General features: G+C 64.9%; 18 protein-coding genes and 1 pseudogene. 13 read left to right on the plus strand and 6 right to left on the minus strand.

What is annotated here, in order from left to right:
- Positions 1-25 precede the first annotated feature (25 nt).
- Positions 26-1081, plus strand: a complete 1056-nt coding sequence (gene holA, locus E3T41_RS03820) for a DNA polymerase III subunit delta (protein WP_241978839.1) — start codon at positions 26-28, stop codon at positions 1079-1081.
- A 263-nt stretch (positions 1082-1344) separates the two neighbouring features.
- On the opposite strand, the gene rpsT is transcribed toward holA, so the two are convergent.
- Positions 1345-1608: a 30S ribosomal protein S20 gene (rpsT, locus tag E3T41_RS03825; RefSeq protein WP_092448491.1), complete on the minus strand. Its 264-nt coding sequence runs from the start codon at positions 1606-1608 to the stop codon at positions 1345-1347.
- A 380-nt stretch (positions 1609-1988) separates the two neighbouring features.
- Positions 1989-2717: an alpha/beta fold hydrolase gene (locus E3T41_RS03830; protein ID WP_092448492.1), complete on the minus strand. Its 729-nt coding sequence runs from the start codon at positions 2715-2717 to the stop codon at positions 1989-1991.
- A gap of 50 nt (positions 2718-2767) precedes the next feature.
- On the opposite strand from E3T41_RS03830, the pseudogene E3T41_RS03835 reads away from it, so the two are divergent.
- A pseudogene (locus E3T41_RS03835) lies at positions 2768-3692 on the plus strand (amidohydrolase family protein).
- Between the two features lie 89 nt (positions 3693-3781).
- Here E3T41_RS03835 and E3T41_RS03845 read toward each other — a convergent pair.
- Positions 3782-4003: a TraY domain-containing protein gene (locus tag E3T41_RS03845; RefSeq protein ID WP_092448494.1), complete on the minus strand. Its 222-nt coding sequence runs from the start codon at positions 4001-4003 to the stop codon at positions 3782-3784.
- 102 nt (positions 4004-4105) lie between these two features.
- Here E3T41_RS03845 and lepA point away from each other — a divergent pair, with 102 nt between their 5' ends.
- From lepA to hemW, 3 genes are read left to right on the plus strand one after another with little or no spacing between them, the layout of a single operon-like run.
- The gene (gene lepA / locus E3T41_RS03850) at positions 4106-5956 is read left to right on the plus strand and encodes a translation elongation factor 4 (protein ID WP_092448495.1); all 1851 of its coding nucleotides are present in this window, start codon (positions 4106-4108) and stop codon (positions 5954-5956) included.
- 5 nt (positions 5957-5961) lie between these two features.
- The gene (locus E3T41_RS03855) at positions 5962-6612 is read left to right on the plus strand and encodes a DUF1990 family protein (protein ID WP_092448496.1); all 651 of its coding nucleotides are present in this window, start codon (positions 5962-5964) and stop codon (positions 6610-6612) included.
- A 20-nt stretch (positions 6613-6632) separates the two neighbouring features.
- A complete protein-coding gene (gene hemW / locus E3T41_RS03860; protein WP_134477415.1) occupies positions 6633-7856 on the plus strand; it encodes a radical SAM family heme chaperone HemW in 1224 nt (407 codons plus the stop codon).
- 9 nt (positions 7857-7865) lie between these two features.
- Here hemW and E3T41_RS03865 read toward each other — a convergent pair whose 3' ends face one another.
- The gene (locus E3T41_RS03865) at positions 7866-8273 is read right to left on the minus strand and encodes a DUF4870 domain-containing protein (RefSeq protein WP_241991018.1); all 408 of its coding nucleotides are present in this window, start codon (positions 8271-8273) and stop codon (positions 7866-7868) included.
- A gap of 171 nt (positions 8274-8444) precedes the next feature.
- Positions 8445-8918, minus strand: a complete 474-nt coding sequence (locus E3T41_RS03870) for a DUF4870 domain-containing protein (RefSeq protein ID WP_134477417.1) — start codon at positions 8916-8918, stop codon at positions 8445-8447.
- 238 nt (positions 8919-9156) lie between these two features.
- Between E3T41_RS03870 and hrcA the strand changes: the two genes are divergently transcribed.
- From hrcA to era, 8 genes are all read left to right on the plus strand, one after another.
- The gene (gene hrcA / locus E3T41_RS03875; RefSeq protein ID WP_092448499.1) at positions 9157-10176 is read left to right on the plus strand and encodes a heat-inducible transcriptional repressor HrcA; all 1020 of its coding nucleotides are present in this window, start codon (positions 9157-9159) and stop codon (positions 10174-10176) included.
- Between the two features lie 83 nt (positions 10177-10259).
- Complete coding sequence (gene dnaJ / locus E3T41_RS03880) at positions 10260-11363, plus strand: molecular chaperone DnaJ (protein ID WP_092448500.1); 1104 nt, start codon at positions 10260-10262, stop codon at positions 11361-11363.
- A gap of 1 nt (position 11364) precedes the next feature.
- Positions 11365-12105 carry a 16S rRNA (uracil(1498)-N(3))-methyltransferase gene (locus tag E3T41_RS03885; protein WP_092448501.1) on the plus strand — a complete coding sequence of 247 codons (741 nt, stop codon included), beginning with the start codon at positions 11365-11367 and terminating at the stop codon, positions 12103-12105.
- Between the two features lie 51 nt (positions 12106-12156).
- Positions 12157-12534 carry an HIT domain-containing protein gene (locus tag E3T41_RS03890; protein ID WP_134477418.1) on the plus strand — a complete coding sequence of 126 codons (378 nt, stop codon included), beginning with the start codon at positions 12157-12159 and terminating at the stop codon, positions 12532-12534.
- Between the two features lie 55 nt (positions 12535-12589).
- Positions 12590-13606, plus strand: coding sequence for a PhoH family protein (locus E3T41_RS03895; protein WP_092448503.1), 1017 nt, complete (start codon positions 12590-12592; stop codon positions 13604-13606).
- Entirely contained in the window at positions 13603-14067 is a 465-nt protein-coding gene (ybeY, locus tag E3T41_RS03900; RefSeq protein WP_092448504.1) for an rRNA maturation RNase YbeY, read from the plus strand. Before E3T41_RS03895 ends, ybeY begins: the two co-directional genes overlap by 4 nt.
- Positions 14067-15398 (plus strand): hemolysin family protein, encoded by a 1332-nt coding sequence (locus E3T41_RS03905; RefSeq protein WP_170851536.1) that lies wholly within the window; start codon positions 14067-14069, stop codon positions 15396-15398. Before ybeY ends, E3T41_RS03905 begins: the two co-directional genes overlap by 1 nt.
- Positions 15395-16312 carry a GTPase Era gene (gene era, locus E3T41_RS03910; protein ID WP_092448506.1) on the plus strand — a complete coding sequence of 306 codons (918 nt, stop codon included), beginning with the start codon at positions 15395-15397 and terminating at the stop codon, positions 16310-16312. The genes E3T41_RS03905 and era overlap by 4 nt, the downstream gene beginning before the upstream one ends.
- A gap of 181 nt (positions 16313-16493) precedes the next feature.
- Here era and E3T41_RS03915 read toward each other — a convergent pair whose 3' ends face one another.
- Positions 16494-17018 (minus strand): HNH endonuclease signature motif containing protein, encoded by a 525-nt coding sequence (locus E3T41_RS03915; RefSeq protein WP_370257020.1) that lies wholly within the window; start codon positions 17016-17018, stop codon positions 16494-16496.
- Between the last annotated feature and the right edge of the window lie 212 nt (positions 17019-17230).

Genomic DNA, 17230 nt, shown 5'->3' on the forward strand with positions numbered 1-17230 from the left:
CCGCATGACACCCAAGGAGAGCGCTTTGGCTGCACGACCCGCCACGACCGGCTCCCGCTCCGGCAAGGCAGCCCCCGCCCGCGCGGCCAAGGGCACCGTCATTCCCCAGCTCGGCTGGCACCAGGTGCGTCCGGCACCGATCGTGCTCGTCTCGGGGACCGAAACGTTTCTCGCGGAACGCGCCATCCGTCAGCTCCGCGACTTTCTCAAACTTGAAGATCCCAGCCTTGAAATCAGCGACGTGCAGGCCGACAGCTACGCCCCCGGTGAGCTGCTCACCCTGGCGAGCCCGTCCCTGTTCGGCGAGCCGCGGCTGATTCGGGTCAGCAACGTCGAGAAGTGCAGCGACACCTTTCTCGCCGAGGCGCTCGACTACCTCGAGAACCCGGCCGATGACACCTACGTGGTGCTGCGACACGGCGGGGGAGTACGGGGCAAGAAGCTGCTCGACACCATTCGCAGCGGACTCGGTGGCGCCATCGAGGTGGTCTGTACCGAGCTCAAGAAAGACACCGAGAAGTACGAATTCGCGTCGAACGAGTTCAAGGCGGCCGGCAAACGCGTCACCGCGAGTGCGCTGCGGCAGCTTGTCGCCGCGTTCTCCGACGATCTGGCCGAACTCTCCGCCGCCTGCCAGCAGCTCATCGCAGACGCGACGAGCGAGGTCACCGAAACCACGGTCGATCGTTACTACGGCGGTCGGGTTGAAACCAACGCCTTCAAGGTCGCAGACTGGGCCATCGCCGGCCGCAATGGCGAGGCCCTCGTCACCCTGCGGCACGCTCTCACCTCCGGGGCCGATCCGGTGCCGATCGTCGCGGCCTTCGCTATGAAGATTCGCACCATGGCGAAGGTCTTCGGAGCCCGCGGCGGCTCTGCCCAGCTCGGTGCCCAGTTCGGTCTGGCACCCTGGCAGGTGGAGCGCGCCCAGAAGGACCTGCGCGGCTGGAGCGACGAGGGCCTTGCCCGTTGCATCCTCGTGCTCGCCGAAACGGATGCCGCGGTGAAGGGTGCGGGTCGCGACCCGGTCTACGCTCTCGAGCGCCTCATCGGCGTGATCGCGCGCCGCGGCGAGGGCTAGTGCCACCGGCAACGAGCGGGCCTCGGGGCTGCTGAGCCTGGTTCAACCTGCGCGGTTGACCGCAATACACGCCGAGTAATGGACCACTGCGTTACAGAGTTTGTGGTCAATTCGAGACGCAGGGACAGCGCCACTGCTGACCGGACGGGTTTCCAGGGACACAAAAAGTCCCCGCCGAGGGGCGGGGACTTATGTGCCACGAGGTGCAGCATCCGCTCTAACGAGCCGACGCAGACAGCAGGTGCGGGTGGATCCAGCGTCGATTAGACGAGTGCGCCGACAGCCTTCGCGATGGCGGACTTCTTGTTCGCAGCCTGGTTCTGGTGGATTACACCCTTGCTGACGGCCTTGTCGAGCTTCTTGGAAGCAAAGGCGAGACCGACGACGGCCTTGTCTTTGTCGCCAGCGGCAATTGCGGTACGAGTCGCGCGGATCGCGGACTTGAACTCGCTCTTGACGGCCTTGTTACGCTCCTGGGCCTTCTTGTTGGTGCCAATTCGCTTGATCTGCGACTTGATATTTGCCACGTTTTTTACGCTTTCGTTAGGTTCTAGTACGGACAGCCGCTCAGCGGTAGAGGGCGCTTCTGCGGCGAAAATCGTGCGGGGTGGGACCCAACACGCAAGCCAACCAGTAACGCTACCAGCAATTCGCCCCGCCCCAAAACTCGCCCGGTCGGGGAAACCCTTTTTCGCTCGCGCGAGCGGATGCCGCTGCACCCTCCGTGCGCATGACCGCGCCCGATATGGGTAACCGCGAGGCCGGTTCGTTAGTTGCCGTAGCGCGCACCGGTCTCGGGCGCGCTCACGCGGGTGCGGTGTGCCATGAGTGCATTCGGGCACCCAGATCGGCCGCGGCAAGCGGATGCCGCGGCGAGCGGATGCCGCGGCGAGCGGATGCCGCGGCCTCAGTTCGCCAGCGACACCTGTCCGGCGACCCCCAACAGGATCGCCGTGAAGCGCTCCGGCTGGGCCAGGCTCGACAGATGCGTTGCTCCCGGCACCACGACGACCGTCCCGTTGCGGCAGGCGGAGAGAAAGCGCCGCTCGTTCAGCCGAAAGTGATCGAGGGCACCGTTGACCAGCCAGATCGGGCCGGGATACGCCGCGAGGCTGGCCAGGGGAGTCAGCGTCGAGGTCGCCTGCAGGCCGGAATCCATCACGTCGAGTGCGGCGCCGCCCGCGAGTACATCGCGCGCCCCGGCCGCAGGTAGAAGGAGGCGCGCCAGTCCCTCGTGCAGCCACAAGCCCCGATCGGGTAGGCGGTGAATCATTCGGGCCAGCAGCCGATAGCCCTCGAGCAAAGCGCCCCTGGGAACTGCGCTACAGCCGGCAGCGATCAGCCCGGCTACCCGATCGGGGTGCTCTGCGGCATAGGCGACGGCGTAGTAGCCGCCGAGCGAGAGCCCGACCAGCAGCACACTGCCACCGAGCGCCGCCACCCCGTCGTCGATGGCGGTGAGCGCGGCCGGCACCGTGAACGGCTCCGTCATCCGCTGCCCGTGGCCGGGCAGATCAATCGCGAGAACCCGGTGCCCGGCGGCACGCAGCTTCTTCTCCTGATACCGCCACATCGTGGCCGAGGCACGGATACCGTGAACGAGCAAAATTGGTACGCGTGACTCGGGAATCTCCATGCCCGCGAGCCTAGTCAGCCCCGATCACAGCGCATGCCGAGGCTGGAGCGATGACATCTGCACTCACGACCACGTTGACCGCCATCATCAATGCTCGCGTTGTGCCGGTAATCGGCGAAACGATCGCGAACGGCACCGTGCTGATCGAGAACGGTCGCATCAGCGCTGTCGGCGCCGACCTGACCGTTCCAATCGGCGCGCAGGTCATCGATGCGACCGGCAAGATAGGTGCTGCCCGGCTTCATCGAGGCGCACGGCCACGTGGGCATCCACGAAGCGGCGAATGGATGGGCAGGCAACGACACCAACGAAATGACCGGCCCGAACATGGCTGCTGTCCGTGCCATCGACGCCATCAACATCGATGACGAGGGCTTTCGCGACGCGCTCTCCGGCGGAGTCAGCACGATCGTGGTCAAGCCCGGCTCCGGCAATCCGATCGGCGGCCAGTCGGTTGCAATCAAGAGCTCGGGCGGTCGAACCATCGACGAGCAGGTGATCAGCGACTCGGTGAACATCAAGAGAGCCCGCGGAGAGAACCCGAAGCGGATCTACGGTGAGAAGAAGCAGACCCTGAGCACTCACCTCGGCGTCAGTCTGATCATCCGCCCGGCCGTCGTCGATGCCCGGAACTACGTGCAGGCGCGCGATGCCGCCGCCGAAAAGGGCGATCCCTTTACCCGGGACCTCGGCCAGGAGGCCCTGGCCCGGGTGCTCTCCGGGGAACTCGCCTGGGACCAGCACGTGCACCAGGCCTCCCTGGCCGTGAAGGACGGGCTGCCGGCGCAGACGGCGCTTGAGGCCCTCACGGTCAACCCGGCCGTGATTCTCGGGCTCGACTCCCGGGTCGGATCCCTCACCGTTGGCCTCGACGCCGACGCCGACGCCGTGATCTGGTCTGGCGACCCGCTCGACCTCACCTGCCGCGGTCGCGCGGGTCGTCGAGTTCGAGAATATCGTCCAGGTAGTCCTTGATGCGTCGGAGCGACTGGCGGTCGATTTTACGTGCTGCGCGGTCAAACTCCGGCGTGGTCTCCAGCCGCCAGCGTTTCATGCGCGATGGCTCATAGGCCGAGTTCAGCCCAGAGCTCGGCTGCCGGACGCGTTTCTCTGCCCGACGCCTCCCATGTTCGAATCACCCCGTCGGCCCAGTAACGCTCCTCGAGGTCGTCCAAGTGCGCGTGGATGGCTTCGCGCACGTAAAAGGTCTTGGAGCGACCGGTCTTCGTGGCGAGGGCCTGCAACCGGGCTTCGTCTTCGGGTGAGAGTCTGATCGAAATGGCCATGAAAAAATCCTCTCTGCGATACATGTATTTTATGCGTCGGATATCTCTGATACCAGTGTGGAGACGGTACAACACGGCCGAGCATGGAAGAATAGACGCACTATGTCACCGAGAGCCCTTCACGCGCTGGAACCGGCCGCCACGGCCCCCGAGTTCATCCGCAACTTCTGCATCATTGCCCACATCGACCACGGCAAGTCGACCCTGGCCGACCGGATGCTGCAGATCACCGGCGTCGTCGACGAGCGTTCCATGCGTGCCCAGTACCTGGACCGCATGGACATCGAGCGGGAACGCGGCATCACCATCAAGAGCCAGGCCGTGCGTATGCCGTGGGAAATGGACGGCGTCACCTACGCCCTCAACATGATCGACACCCCCGGCCACGTCGACTTCACCTACGAGGTCTCCCGCAGCCTCGCCGCCTGCGAGGGCGCCATCTTGCTGGTCGACGCTGCCCAGGGCATCGAAGCCCAGACCCTCGCCAACCTCTACCTGGCCCTCGAAAACGACCTCACGATCATTCCGGTGCTCAACAAGATCGACCTGCCGGCCGCCGACCCGGAGAAGTACGCCCGCGAACTCGCGAGTCTCATCGGCGGACGCCCCGAAGACGTGCTGCGTGTCTCCGGCAAGACCGGCGCCGGTGTTGAAGAGCTGCTGAACCTCGCCACGACGATGATTCCGGCGCCGAAGGGTAACCCGGATGCCGCCGCTCGCGCCATGATTTTCGACTCGGTCTACGACAGCTACCGCGGCGTCGTCACCTACGTGCGCATGATCGACGGCCATCTGAAGGCGCACGAAAAAATTCAGATGATGTCGACCAAGGCGACGCACGAGATCCTCGAGATCGGCGTCATCTCGCCCGAACCGGTGGAGAGCAAGGGCCTCAAGGTCGGCGAGGTCGGCTACCTGATCACCGGTGTGAAAGACGTGCGCCAGTCCAAGGTCGGCGACACCATCACGACCGCAGTGCGCCCGGCGACCGACGCCCTGCCCGGCTACGACGAACCGCAGCCCATGGTGTTCTCCGGCCTGTACCCGATCGACGGCAGCGATTATCCGGCGCTGCGCGAAGCACTGGACAAACTCAAGCTGTCTGACGCCAGCCTCGGCTACGAGCCGGAGACATCCGTCGCCCTCGGTTTCGGATTTCGCTGCGGGTTTCTCGGCCTGCTGCACCTCGAGATCATCACCGAACGCCTCGAACGTGAATTCAACATCGACCTCATCACCACGGCGCCGAGCGTGCCCTACGAGGTCACCACCGACGACAAGCGCACCATCACGGTCACCAACCCGAGCGAATACCCCACCGGCAAAATCGCCAAGGTGCTCGAACCCATGGTCAAAGCCGCGATTCTCGCCCCGAAAGACTACGTCGGCGTCATTATGGAGCTCTGCCAGAGTCGCCGTGGCACCCTGCTCGGCATGGAATACCTCGGCGAAGACCGCGTCGAGATTCGCTATTCGATGCCGCTCGGTGAGATCGTGTTCGACTTCTTCGACATGCTCAAGGGCCGCACCGCCGGCTACGCCTCGCTCGACTACGAACCCTCCGGCGAGCAGGAAGCCGACCTAGTCAAGGTCGACATTTTGCTGCAGGGCGAGCAGGTCGACGCGTTTTCCGCCATCGTTCACCGCGACAAGGCCTACGCCTACGGCGCGCTAATGACCGGGCGCCTGCGCAAACTGATTCCGCGCCAGCAGTTCGAGGTGCCCATCCAGGCCGCGATCGGCGCGCACATCATCGCCCGCGAGAGCATCTCGGCGATGCGCAAAGACGTGCTGGCCAAATGCTACGGCGGTGACATCTCGCGCAAGCGCAAGCTGCTGGAGAAGCAGAAAGAGGGCAAGAAACGCATGAAGATGGTCGGCCGGGTCGAAGTTCCCCAGGAAGCCTTCATTGCCGCGCTCAGCGGCGACATCGAGACCAAAGACAAGAAGTAAAGCGGATGCGCAGGGCCACCTTCACCGATGCCGCCGTCAGCTACGCTGCCATCGGCGGTACGCTGGCGCCCGACCTGATGAGCTATCCGCCCAAGGGCTACCGGCCGATGGAGCAGAGCGTCAGGCTCGGCAGTTCGCCGGAACGCTTTGAAGCCGCGACCAAGTTGCTGATGACGTGGGGAATCCAGCGCGGCAGCGGCATGGAGGTGACCGACCTCGAAAACGGAACCGGCGTGCAGTACACCCCGGTGACCTTTCAACCCGACGGCACGCCGGCGGTCGGGCAGCAGCATCCGGTCAATGAAGCGACCTTCGCTGAGGATGGCACCCCGTATATTGCGAACGGTATGACGGCCACACTCAAGATGCGGGTTGGACCGATCGGCTTGACCGCGCCGGTGCGGGTCGTCTACGTGATCGACGAGGCCGCCCGCATCGGGTTTGCCTACGGCACCCTGGCCGGCCACCCGGAGAGTGGTGAGGAATCCTTCATCGTCGAGCACCGCGAGGACGACTCGGTTTGGTTGACGATCCGCTCCTTTTCGCGGCCGAGCACCTGGTATTACCGACTGGCCTGGCCGGTGCTGCGCTTTCAGCAGGCCAAATTCACCAAGTTGTATCTGCGGGCTTTGCACCCCGCGGGTGCGATCAAATAGAACGTACTGGAGCACCACCCATGGCCGGACCCCACCCCATCGGCGACCCGGCACCCGACGACGGCCTTTTGCCGGCCTCGGCAGCCGTCAACGCCGCTGAACGCGATTTCGGCGTCTACCTGCACGTGCCGTTCTGCCGGGTGCGCTGCGGCTACTGCGATTTCAACACCTATACCGCGACCGAACTGCGCGGCGTCAAGCAGAGCGACTACGCCAGCCAAGCGGTGCTCGAGGTTGAGGCCGCTGGGCGCATCCTCACTGCATCGGGCGTGCCCGAACGCCCGGTGGCAACGGTGTTCTTCGGGGGAGGCACACCCACGCTGCTGCCGGTCACCGACCTGACGAAAATGCTCGGCGCCGTGCGCGACCAGTGGGGCTTGACCGACGACGCCGAAGTAACCACCGAGGCGAACCCCGACTCGGTCGATGCCGCCTACCTCGGCGCCCTCGCGGAGGCCGGATTCACCCGGGTTTCCTTCGGCATGCAGTCCGCCGTGCCGCACGTGCTGGCGACCCTGGAACGCACCCACGACCCGGAGCGGGTGCCCCTCGTGGTGGAATGGGCCCGCGCTGCCGGCCTCGACGTGAGCCTCGACCTCATCTACGGCACGCCGGGAGAGTCGCTCGCCGACTGGCGCACCAGCCTCGAACAGGCGCTCAGCCTGCACCCAGACCACCTCAGCGCCTATTCGCTTATCGTCGAAGACGGCACCAAACTCGCGCGGCAGATTCGCCGCGGCGAGATCGCCCCGACCGACGACGACCAACAGGCCGACTTCTATGAACTCGCCGACGAACTGCTTGCCGCCGCCGGCTATGACTGGTACGAGGTCAGCAACTGGGCTACGAGCGACGCGCACCGCTCCCGCCACAACCTCGCCTACTGGACCGGCCAGGACTGGTGGGGCATCGGCCCCGGCGCCCACAGCCACATCGGCGGGGTGCGCTGGTGGAACGTCAAACATCCCGCAGCCTATTCAGAGCGGATGCTCGGCGGCCTGTCCCCGGCCGCCGGTCGCGAAACGCTCGATGCGCCCACCCGCGAACTCGAGCGCATCCTGTTGCAGAGCCGCATCCGCACCGGTATCCCGGTCGCATCGCTGTCCGCGGACGGACGCCGAGAGGTGGCCGGCCTGATCGCCGATGAGCTCGTCAACGCCAAAGCTGCCCTCGCCGGGACCATCGAACTGACCCTGCGCGGACGGCTTCTGGCCGACGCCGTGGTGCGTCGGCTGAGCGACTAAGAGCGTGCGCTAGCTGAAAAATCTGATGGTCAGCGGGTAGGAATACCCTTGGCCGCGGTTGGCCGCGAGTGCGGCGAGGATCGAGAAGATGATGCCGAGCACCCAGGCCACCGGCACAATCAGGTATCCGATCAGGATCGCCGTCAACGCGGTGCCCACCACATAAACGATCATCAGGGTGATCTGAAAGTTCAAAGCCGTCGCACTGTGGGCACGAATGAACGGCCCACGATCGCGCAGCACGAGATAGCCGATGAGTGCGGGAACAAAGGTGAAGAGGATACCGCCGACGTGAATCAGGGTCGCCCACATCTTCTCGTCGGCCGGACTCATCGGCGCCGGCGGGACGCTCTGCGCGTACGGGTTTTGCGGCGGGGTGGATTCATACGGATTTGTGCGTGAATCGTTCTCGGACATGCGGTCTCCTGTTCGAGCGTGGTCGGTTTGGTCGCGGTGGATCTGGCGATGGGTTGCCGACGACATCCAGGGAAGAACCACTGCGTGCAATAGCACTGTGTGGGGTCGGACAAGCCAGGCCAGACCCCTCCAGACTAACCGTCCGAGATGCGTATTGGACCGGGCCGCGCGCTACTTGATCAGGCGAATCGCGACCGGATACCGGTAGTTCTGGCCGTCCTTGGCCTTCAGAAACCCAATGATCGAAAAGATGACTCCGGCCACCCAGAGCAGCCAGGTCAGGCCGATGAGCAGGCCGCCGATTCCGAAGGTTACGATCGCCAGGATGAACGAGACGACATTTATCGCGACGTATCCGATCACGAGGGTGATCTGAAAGTTGAGCGCCTCCTTCGCTTCGGTATTGGTGAGGCGGCCGCGGTCCTTGAAGACCAGCCAAATGATCAGCGACGGAAGAAAGCTCAGGACGCCGCCGAGGTGCGCAAACGAGGCCCATTGTCGGTCGTCGGCCTCCGAGAGTGGGGTTGCGGCTGTAGGGGTGCCGTATGGGCTGCCCGTACCGGGCTGCTGGCCATACGGCGGCTGCCCAGCATTAGGGTCACGGTAGTTGGAATCACCGGGAGGTTGTGCCTGTGGATCGCTCATGATCGTGCCTTTCACTGAATTCCGGGGGGAGCGTATAGCGGTAATTAAACGCTCGGTTCGCGATACTGGCAATGGGTGCGCTCAGCCGGAACACGGCCGGTCGCGATAGTATTGGCAGTCAGTGGATGCGAGTGCCAACGACGTGCCGGCAAACCTGCGTTCCGGTGCGCTTGACGCGCGCCGACCCGGGGCATCCGCTTAATTGAAGCTGGACCGGAAAAAGAGGAAGGCGGGCGAAATGGTTTCCGACCGTGGGCTCGATGTGCTGCGCGTCATCGTGCAGGACTACGTCGCGTCCCGCGAACCCGTCGGCTCCAAATCCATCGTCGACCGGCATTCCTTCGGTGTTTCCGCCGCGACCATTCGCAACGACATGGCCCTGCTCGAAGAAGAAGAGCTCATCGCGGCGCCGCACACCTCCTCGGGGCGCATCCCGACGGATAAGGGGTACCGGGTCTTCGTCGACCACCTGGCCGACCTGCGTCCGCTGACCCCGGCCCAGCGTCAGGCCATTGAAACTTTCCTGGGTCACTCCGCCGACCTCGACGAGGTGCTCGTGCGCAGCGTGCGTTTGCTCTCGCAGCTCACCCACCAGGTCGCGCTCGTGCAATACCCCTCGCTGTCCCGCGCCAGGGTTCGGCACATCGAGTTAGTGCCGCTGACCGAGACGCGCATCCTGTCGGTGCTGATCACCGATTCCGGCGGGGTCGAGCAGCGAGTCATCGACCTGCCGCGAGCATTCGACGAGCAGACGCTCGGCGAACTGCGCGCCCGACTCAACGTCACGGTCGTTGGACTGGGCATGGCCGAGGCGAGCGTTGCCCTCGCCGTGAGCGTCTGGCCGGGATCGCCGGCGCTGCAGCCGATCGTCGACCTGATCACGCGCACCGTCGCCGACCAGGTCGGGGCCAACCGTCAGGAGAAGCTCGTCATGGCCGGGGCCGCAAACCTGGTGCGCACCGAAGACGACTTCTCCGGCAGCATCTATCCGGTACTCGAAGCCATCGAAGAACAGGTCGTGCTGCTGCGGCTGTTCGGCGAGATGGAGACCGACCAGCACGGCGTTTCGGTGAGTATCGGCCGGGAGAATGCGGCCTTCGGCCTACCGGAAGCGAGCGTGCTGACCAGCGGCTATACCGCAGGCGGCAACCTGGCCCGGCTGGGCGTGCTCGGGCCGACCCGCATGGACTATTCCAACAATATGGCGGCCGTACGCGCCGTCGCCCGGTACCTCTCCCGCCTGCTCGGCGAGACCTGAAATCTGTACCATTTAGGCTCTGTGCCATTTAGGCTCTGTGCCATTTCGAACAACCATCATAAAAAAATCAAGGAGAGCCACCTTTGGCTGACCATTACGAAGCGCTTGGCGTTGACCGCGACGCAACCACCGACCAAATCAAGAAGGCGTACCGTCGCCTCGCCCGCGAGCTGCACCCCGACGTGAACCCCGGCGCCGAAGCATCCGAACGGTTCAAGAGCATCACACACGCCTATGACGTGCTGAGCGACGCCAAGCAGCGCCAGAAGTACGACCAGGGCGGCGGCCAGAACGGCGGCTTCGACGGGCAGAACTTCGGCAACTTCGGCGACATCTTCGAGACCTTCTTCGGCGGCGGCGGGAGCAGCCGTGGTCCGCGCTCGCGCCGCGAACGCGGCCAGGACGCTCTGATTCGAGTCGACCTCGACCTCGACGAGGTCATCTTCGGCACGCACCGCGACCTGGAGGTCGACACGGCGATCGTCTGTGAGACCTGCAAGGGCTCCTGTTGCGCGCCCGGCACCGCGCCGATCACCTGCGACATCTGCCACGGCACGGGCAGCATCCAGCGCGCCGTGCGCTCCCTGCTCGGGAACGTGATGACGTCCAGCCCGTGCGGTTCTTGCCGCGGTTACGGCACCATCATCGCCACCCCGTGCATGACCTGCTCCGGTCAGGGCCGCATTCGCGCCCGCCGCACCGTTCCGGTCGACATTCCGGCCGGCGTCGACACCGGCCTGCGCCTGCAGATGCCCGGCAGCGGCGAAGCCGGCCCGGCTGCCGGTCCCAATGGGGACCTGTACCTGGAGATGAAGGTGCGCCATCACGACGTGTTCAGCCGTGACGGCGACGACCTAATGTGCTCGCTCGACGTGCCGATGACCAGTGCGATTCTCGGCACCACCGTGACCGTCAAGGCTCTCGACGGCGACATCGAGGTAGAGATTCGCCCCGGATCGCAGAGCTCCGAGGTACTCACGATCAAGGATCGAGGCATCACTAAGCTGCGCGGCAGTGGCCGCGGCGACCTCAAGGTCGGCATCCACGTGCTCACCCCGACCAAGCTCGACCACAAGGAACGCGACCTGATCGAACAGTTCGCAGCCCGCTACGCGGCTCCGGCGCCGACCCTGAGCCAGTACCAGCAGGGCTTGTTCGCGAAGCTGCGCGACCGGTTCCTCGGCTGACGTGGCACATTTCTACCTGCAAGAAACGCTCCGGGCGGAGCAGTGCCGCCCGGGGCAGGTGGTCACCGTGGACGGCGACGAGGCGCGGCACGCGGTCACGGTGAGCCGGGTGCGCCCCGGGGACCGGCTCCGCCTCGGTAATGGGGCCGGGTTGCTGCTGGAGGGAGCCGTGCTGACGGCGGACGCTTTGCAGTTGACCCTGCGCGTCGATGACGCGAGCGAGACTGCGGCGGCGACGCCGCGCATCCGCTTGGTGCAGGCCCTCGCCAAGGGTGACCGGGACGAACTGGCCATTCAGGCCGCCACCGAACTCGGCGTCGACGGCGTCATCCCGTGGTCCGCAGCCCGCTCCATCACCAAGTGGGAGGGCGCGAAGATCGCCAAAGGCCACGAACGCTGGAGCAGCATCCTGCGTGAGGCCAGCAAACAGTCGATCCGGGCTTGGCTGCCCGATGTCGCCCAGCTGACCAGCACCAAGCAGCTGGCCGTTTTGGCCGCCACGACACGGATGCTGCTGCTCGACCCGACCGCAACCGGTCGCCTCACCGAGGTGGCCGTCCCCACCGACGACCGCGACATTCTGCTCGTCGTCGGCCCCGAGGGCGGAATATCGCCGGCCGAACTGCTCCTGCTTGAGCAGGCCGGCGCGAGCCAGGTACGCCTCGGCGACACCGTGCTGCGCACATCGACCGCGGGGCCAGCCGCCCTCGCAATCCTCAATGCAACTTTGGGTCGCTGGTAGAGCGTGCCGTTGGTAGTGCGTGCCGCTGATAGCGCCGCTTAAGATAGAGGTATGTCTTCTTCCGTCGCCCAACCGACCATTTTCAGCCGCATCATCGCGCGTGAGATTCCGGCGACGATCGTGGCCGAAACCGAGCGCATTATCGCTTTCCTCGACATTGCACCCAAAGCCCCGGTGCACGTTGTCGTCACCACGAAAGACCCTCAGTATCAAAACGTGGTCGAGCTCGCCGCCCGCAATTCCACCCTGCTCGCCGAACTCGTCGCCGTGGCCGAGCAGATCGCGGCCGAACGCACCAACGGACAGTTCCGTCTGGTGTTCAACACCGGGGCGGCTGCCGGCCAGACCGTCTTCCACGTGCACGCGCACGTGCTCGGCAGCCCCGAAGCGTCTGATCAGCTGGGGGAGGACTCGCTTGGCGCCCTCTGATTCTTCTAAAGCTGACTCCAACAGGGAGCTGCGCTTCACCGTTGACGGCGTCGCCATGGTGCGCTTGCTCGGCCCCGAAGACCGCTACCTGAACACCATCGAGGCCGCCTACCCGAAGGTCGACGTGCACGTGCGCGGCAACGACGTGACGCTCGGCGGCTCGGCCGACGACGTCGAGGCCGTGCGTCGCTTGATCGAGGAGCTGCAGCTGGCCCTGCGCACCGGCCACGACCTCGGCGAGACCGAGGTGGCCACCGCGTCACGGATGCTGGCTGCCGACAGTTCCGTGAGCCCATCCGCCCAGCTCGGCGCCCCAATTCTGACCGCCCGTGGCAAGAGTATTCGGGCCAAATCGATCGGCCAGAAAGAGTACATCGACGCGATCGACGACAACACGATCGTGTTCGGCATCGGACCGGCCGGAACCGGCAAGACCTACCTCGCCATGGCGAAGGCGGTGCGTGCCCTGCAGAACAAAGAGGTTGAGCGCATCATCCTGACCCGCCCGGCAGTGGAGGCCGGAGAACGGCTCGGCTTTCTGCCCGGCACGCTCACGGACAAGATCGATCCCTACCTGCGGCCGCTCTACGACGCGCTCGGCGAAATGCTTGACCCCGAACTGATCCCCAAATTGCTCGCGGCCGGCACGATCGAGGTCGCCCCGCTCGCCTACATGCGCGGTCGCACCCTGAACGCAAGCTTCGTCGTGCTCGACGAAGCCCAGAACACGACGCCCGAGCAGATGAAGATGTTCCTGACCCGCCTTGGCTTCGGCTCCAAGATGGTCATCACCGGCGATGTCACCCAGATCGACCTGCCGGCCGGCAGCAGCGGCTTGAAATTGGTGACCCGCGTCCTTGACGGTATCGACGACATCCACTTTTCCTATCTGACCAGTGCCGACGTTGTGCGGCACTCGCTGGTCGGGCGCATCGTCGACGCGTATACCGAGTACGACGCGCAAAAACAGGCCCTCCGCCAGGAGAGCGCCGAAGCGCGCGCATTTGCTACTCAAGGCCCGCAGCGCACCGGCAATGCGCCCGGCCGCAACCCGAAACGGAGTTCCAGTTGAGCATCGAAATCAACAACGAGTCGACCATCCCGGTCGATGAGGCCGCCATTCAGCGCCTCGCTGCCTTCGCGCTCGACACCATGCACGTGCACGCCGACGCCGAACTCGCCATTGTGCTGGTCGACGAGGGTGCCATGGAGCAGCTGCACGTGCAGTGGATGGATGAGCCGGGCCCCACCGACGTTCTGAGCTTTCCGATGGACGAACTACGCCCCGGTACCGAGGAGCAGGAGACCCCGCCCGGATTGCTCGGCGATATCGTGCTCTGCCCGCAGGTCGCCAAGGAGCAGGCTGAAACCGCCGGACACAGCACCCTCGATGAGCTACTGCTACTGACCACGCACGGCGTGCTGCACTTGCTCGGCTTCGACCACGCCGAACCGGCCGAAGAGAAGGAAATGTTCGGCATTCAGCGCGATATTCTCATCGGTTTTGCCATGCAGGAACGACAACGCCCCTGATGCACATCGTGTGGTTTATTTACGCGGCCGTGGTTCTGGTCGTGTTTGCCGGTCTGATGGCCGCCGTCGACGCGGCGATCACGACCCAATCCCGGGCCGATATTGTCGGCCTGGTGCCGACGCGGCGGGCGAAACGGTCGCTCCGCGCGATCGCCGAGGACACCGGCGCGCACCTGAATGCGATTAACTTTATTCGCATTACAGCCGAGACCACGGCGGCGGTCTTGGTGACCCTCGTTTTTGCGACCACCATCGAGGCCCTGTGGCTCGCGCTGGTGCTGTCGGCGCTGATCATGACCTCGGTTTCGTTTGTGCTGGTCGGTGCCAGTCCGCGCAGTGTCGGGCGGGCGCATCCGGTCGCTCTGCTGACGGCCACCGCGTTGCTCGTGCATGTTGCGCGCGTTCTGCTCGGACCGATCGCGAACGCCCTGGTCGCCCTCGGAAACCGCGTCACCCCCGGCCGCACCAAGCTGGCGACCTTCACCTCCGAAGACCAGCTGCTCAGCATGGTCGACGAGGCCACCGAACTCGACGTAATCGAGGAGGACGACCGCGAGCTCATCCACTCAATTTTTGAGTTCAGCGACACTGTCGTGCGGGAGCTCATGATTCCCCGCACCGACATGATCACCATCGACGCCGACGCGAGCATTGACGCGGCCATGGGCCTGTTCCTGAGCAGCGGTACCTCGCGCGTGCCGGTTCGGGGCGGCGAGGTCGACGACGTCGCCGGCATCCTTTACCTGCGCGACGTTGCCCGGCTGGTCTTTGAACGCCCGATCAATGCCCTGCAGCTGACGGTCGCCGAACTCGCACGTCCGGCCGTGTTCGTGCCGGAATCCAAGAAAGCCGACGATATGCTGCGGCAGATGCAGCTTGAGTCCAACCACCTGGCCATGGTCGTTGACGAGTACGGCGGCATCGCCGGACTGGTCACCCTCGAGGATTTGATCGAGGAGCTCGTCGGCGATATCTCGGATGAGTACGACCGCGATGTGGTCGAGTTCGAAGACCTTGGCGATGGGCATTTTCGGGTCAGCGCCCGACTGCCGGTCGACGAGCTCGGGGAACTCTTCGGCCTCGAGCTCGACGACGATGATGTCGACTCGGTCGGTGGTCTTTTGGCCAAGGCGCTCGGGCGACTGCCCGTCGCCGGGTCGGTCGCCTCGGTGAGCGGGTTGAACCTCACCGCCGAACGCACCGAAGGTCGTCGTAAGCGCATCAGCACCGTGCTGGTGGAGCGCGACGACGCGCTGATTGATGCGCAGACCGCATTTCTCACGGGAACGAACCGTAGCACAGTGTCTGATGATGAAGGAGAACGGTCATGACCGCAGCAACACCGGCGCACCCCGCCGATTACCGAGCGGGATTCGTCTCCTTCGTGGGACGCCCCAACGTGGGAAAGTCCACCCTGACGAACGCACTCGTGGGGGAGAAGGTCGCGATCACCTCGTCGAAGCCGCAGACCACCCGCCGCGCTATTCGGGGCATCGTGCACCAGAAGAACGGCCAGCTCATTCTGGTCGACACCCCCGGAATCCACCGCCCGCGCACCCTCCTCGGTGAGCGCCTGAACAGCCTGGTCACGGCGACCCTGGCCGGCGTCGACGTGATCGGCCTGTGCATCCCGGCCAACGAGCCGATCGGCCCGGGAGATAAGTTCATCAACGAGCAACTGGATGCCTTCCCGCGGGCCAAAAAGGTCGCCATCGTCACCAAGATTGATGCATCCTCCAAGACCAACGTCGCCAATCAGCTGCTCGCCGTCTCCCAGCTGCGGGATTGGGAGGCCATTGTTCCGATCTCCTCGACCAGCCGAATCCAGCTCGACACCCTGGCGACCCAACTCCTGCGCCTGCTGCCGCATGCGGATGCCCCGCTCTACCCAGCCGACACCGTCACCGACGAGACCCTCGAGTCGCGCATCTCGGAGTTCATTCGCGAGGCAGCCCTCGAGGGCGTCACCGACGAGCTGCCGCACTCGATCGCCGTGACCATCGACGACATCATCGAGCGTGATGACCAGGAACTGGTTGAGATTTACGCCAACCTGTTCGTCGAACGAGACAGCCAGAAGGGCATCATCATCGGCAAGTCGGGCAGCCGGCTGAAGGATGTCGGTACCCGCGCGCGTAAACAGATCGAACCGCTCGTCGGCAAGCGCGTCTTTCTGTCGCTGCGGGTGAAGATCGCCAAGGAATGGCAGCGCGACCCGAAGCAGCTCGGGCGCCTCGGCTTCTAACGCATCGCGACCGGATCTCGATCGCTCGCAGGCTCGTGCCTCGATCAGCGAGTCTTTCTGGTCGAGGCGCGAGGAACGAGGAACGAGCGATGGAGGCCGAAACCTTATAACGCGCAGCTGGCGGCACCAGGCGCAGGAGACCAGCCAACGCGAAGGGTCAGTTTCGGTAGTCGTCATTTGGTTAGCCCGGTCGCGGGTAGTCCCCCGTGCGCGGGTCGAGCCCGTCGAGACCACCATCCCGTAACTTGCCGCGATCTGCCTGACCAGCCGCGGGGGTAGCCGGCGTCGGAAGGTCAAGCTGTTCGGGTGCCTGCAGGAGCGGGTTCTGGCTGGGCAGGTAGATCAAAGTCTGTTCCGGGTCGATCTCGACCGGGGGTTGCAGCCAGTACTCGCCACCCTGGAGATAGATCTTCCAACGTCGGTTGTGCAGCAACAGGTGATGGTGCGCACAGAGCATTATGGCGAAGTTGATGTTGGAAAGTCCTTGATCAGACCACATGTCGATGTGATGCGCCTCTGTCCACGACGGTGGTTGGTCGCAGCCGGGCCAGCGGCATCCGCCGTCACGCGCGGCGAGGGCCCGGCGTTGCTCGCGGTTGAAGAGACGTTCTTCTCGTCCGACGTTGAGTGGTTGCCCGGACTCACTGAACAAGATGCCGAGGTAGCCGGTGTCACAGAGGTGCCGGTCGATCGTCTCCGCCGACACCGGCGCCGGGTTTCCCTCGAGGTAGCCGAAAACGGGGTGGGAGCTAGCGCGTTCGGTAGAACTTGTGGTTTCAGCGCTCCGCCCGGGGGCCGCCATCCGGCCCGTTCCGCTGCCCGCCAATGTGCCACTCGGCGCCTTGTCGGCGCCCCGAGCGTTCGCAGGGTTTTCGGTGCTATCGCTGCTCCCTGTGCTCCCGGTCGCCTGGGCTTCTG

The organism is Cryobacterium sp. Hh38, from assembly GCF_004403235.1.
Lineage (GTDB): Bacteria > Actinomycetota > Actinomycetes > Actinomycetales > Microbacteriaceae > Cryobacterium > Cryobacterium levicorallinum.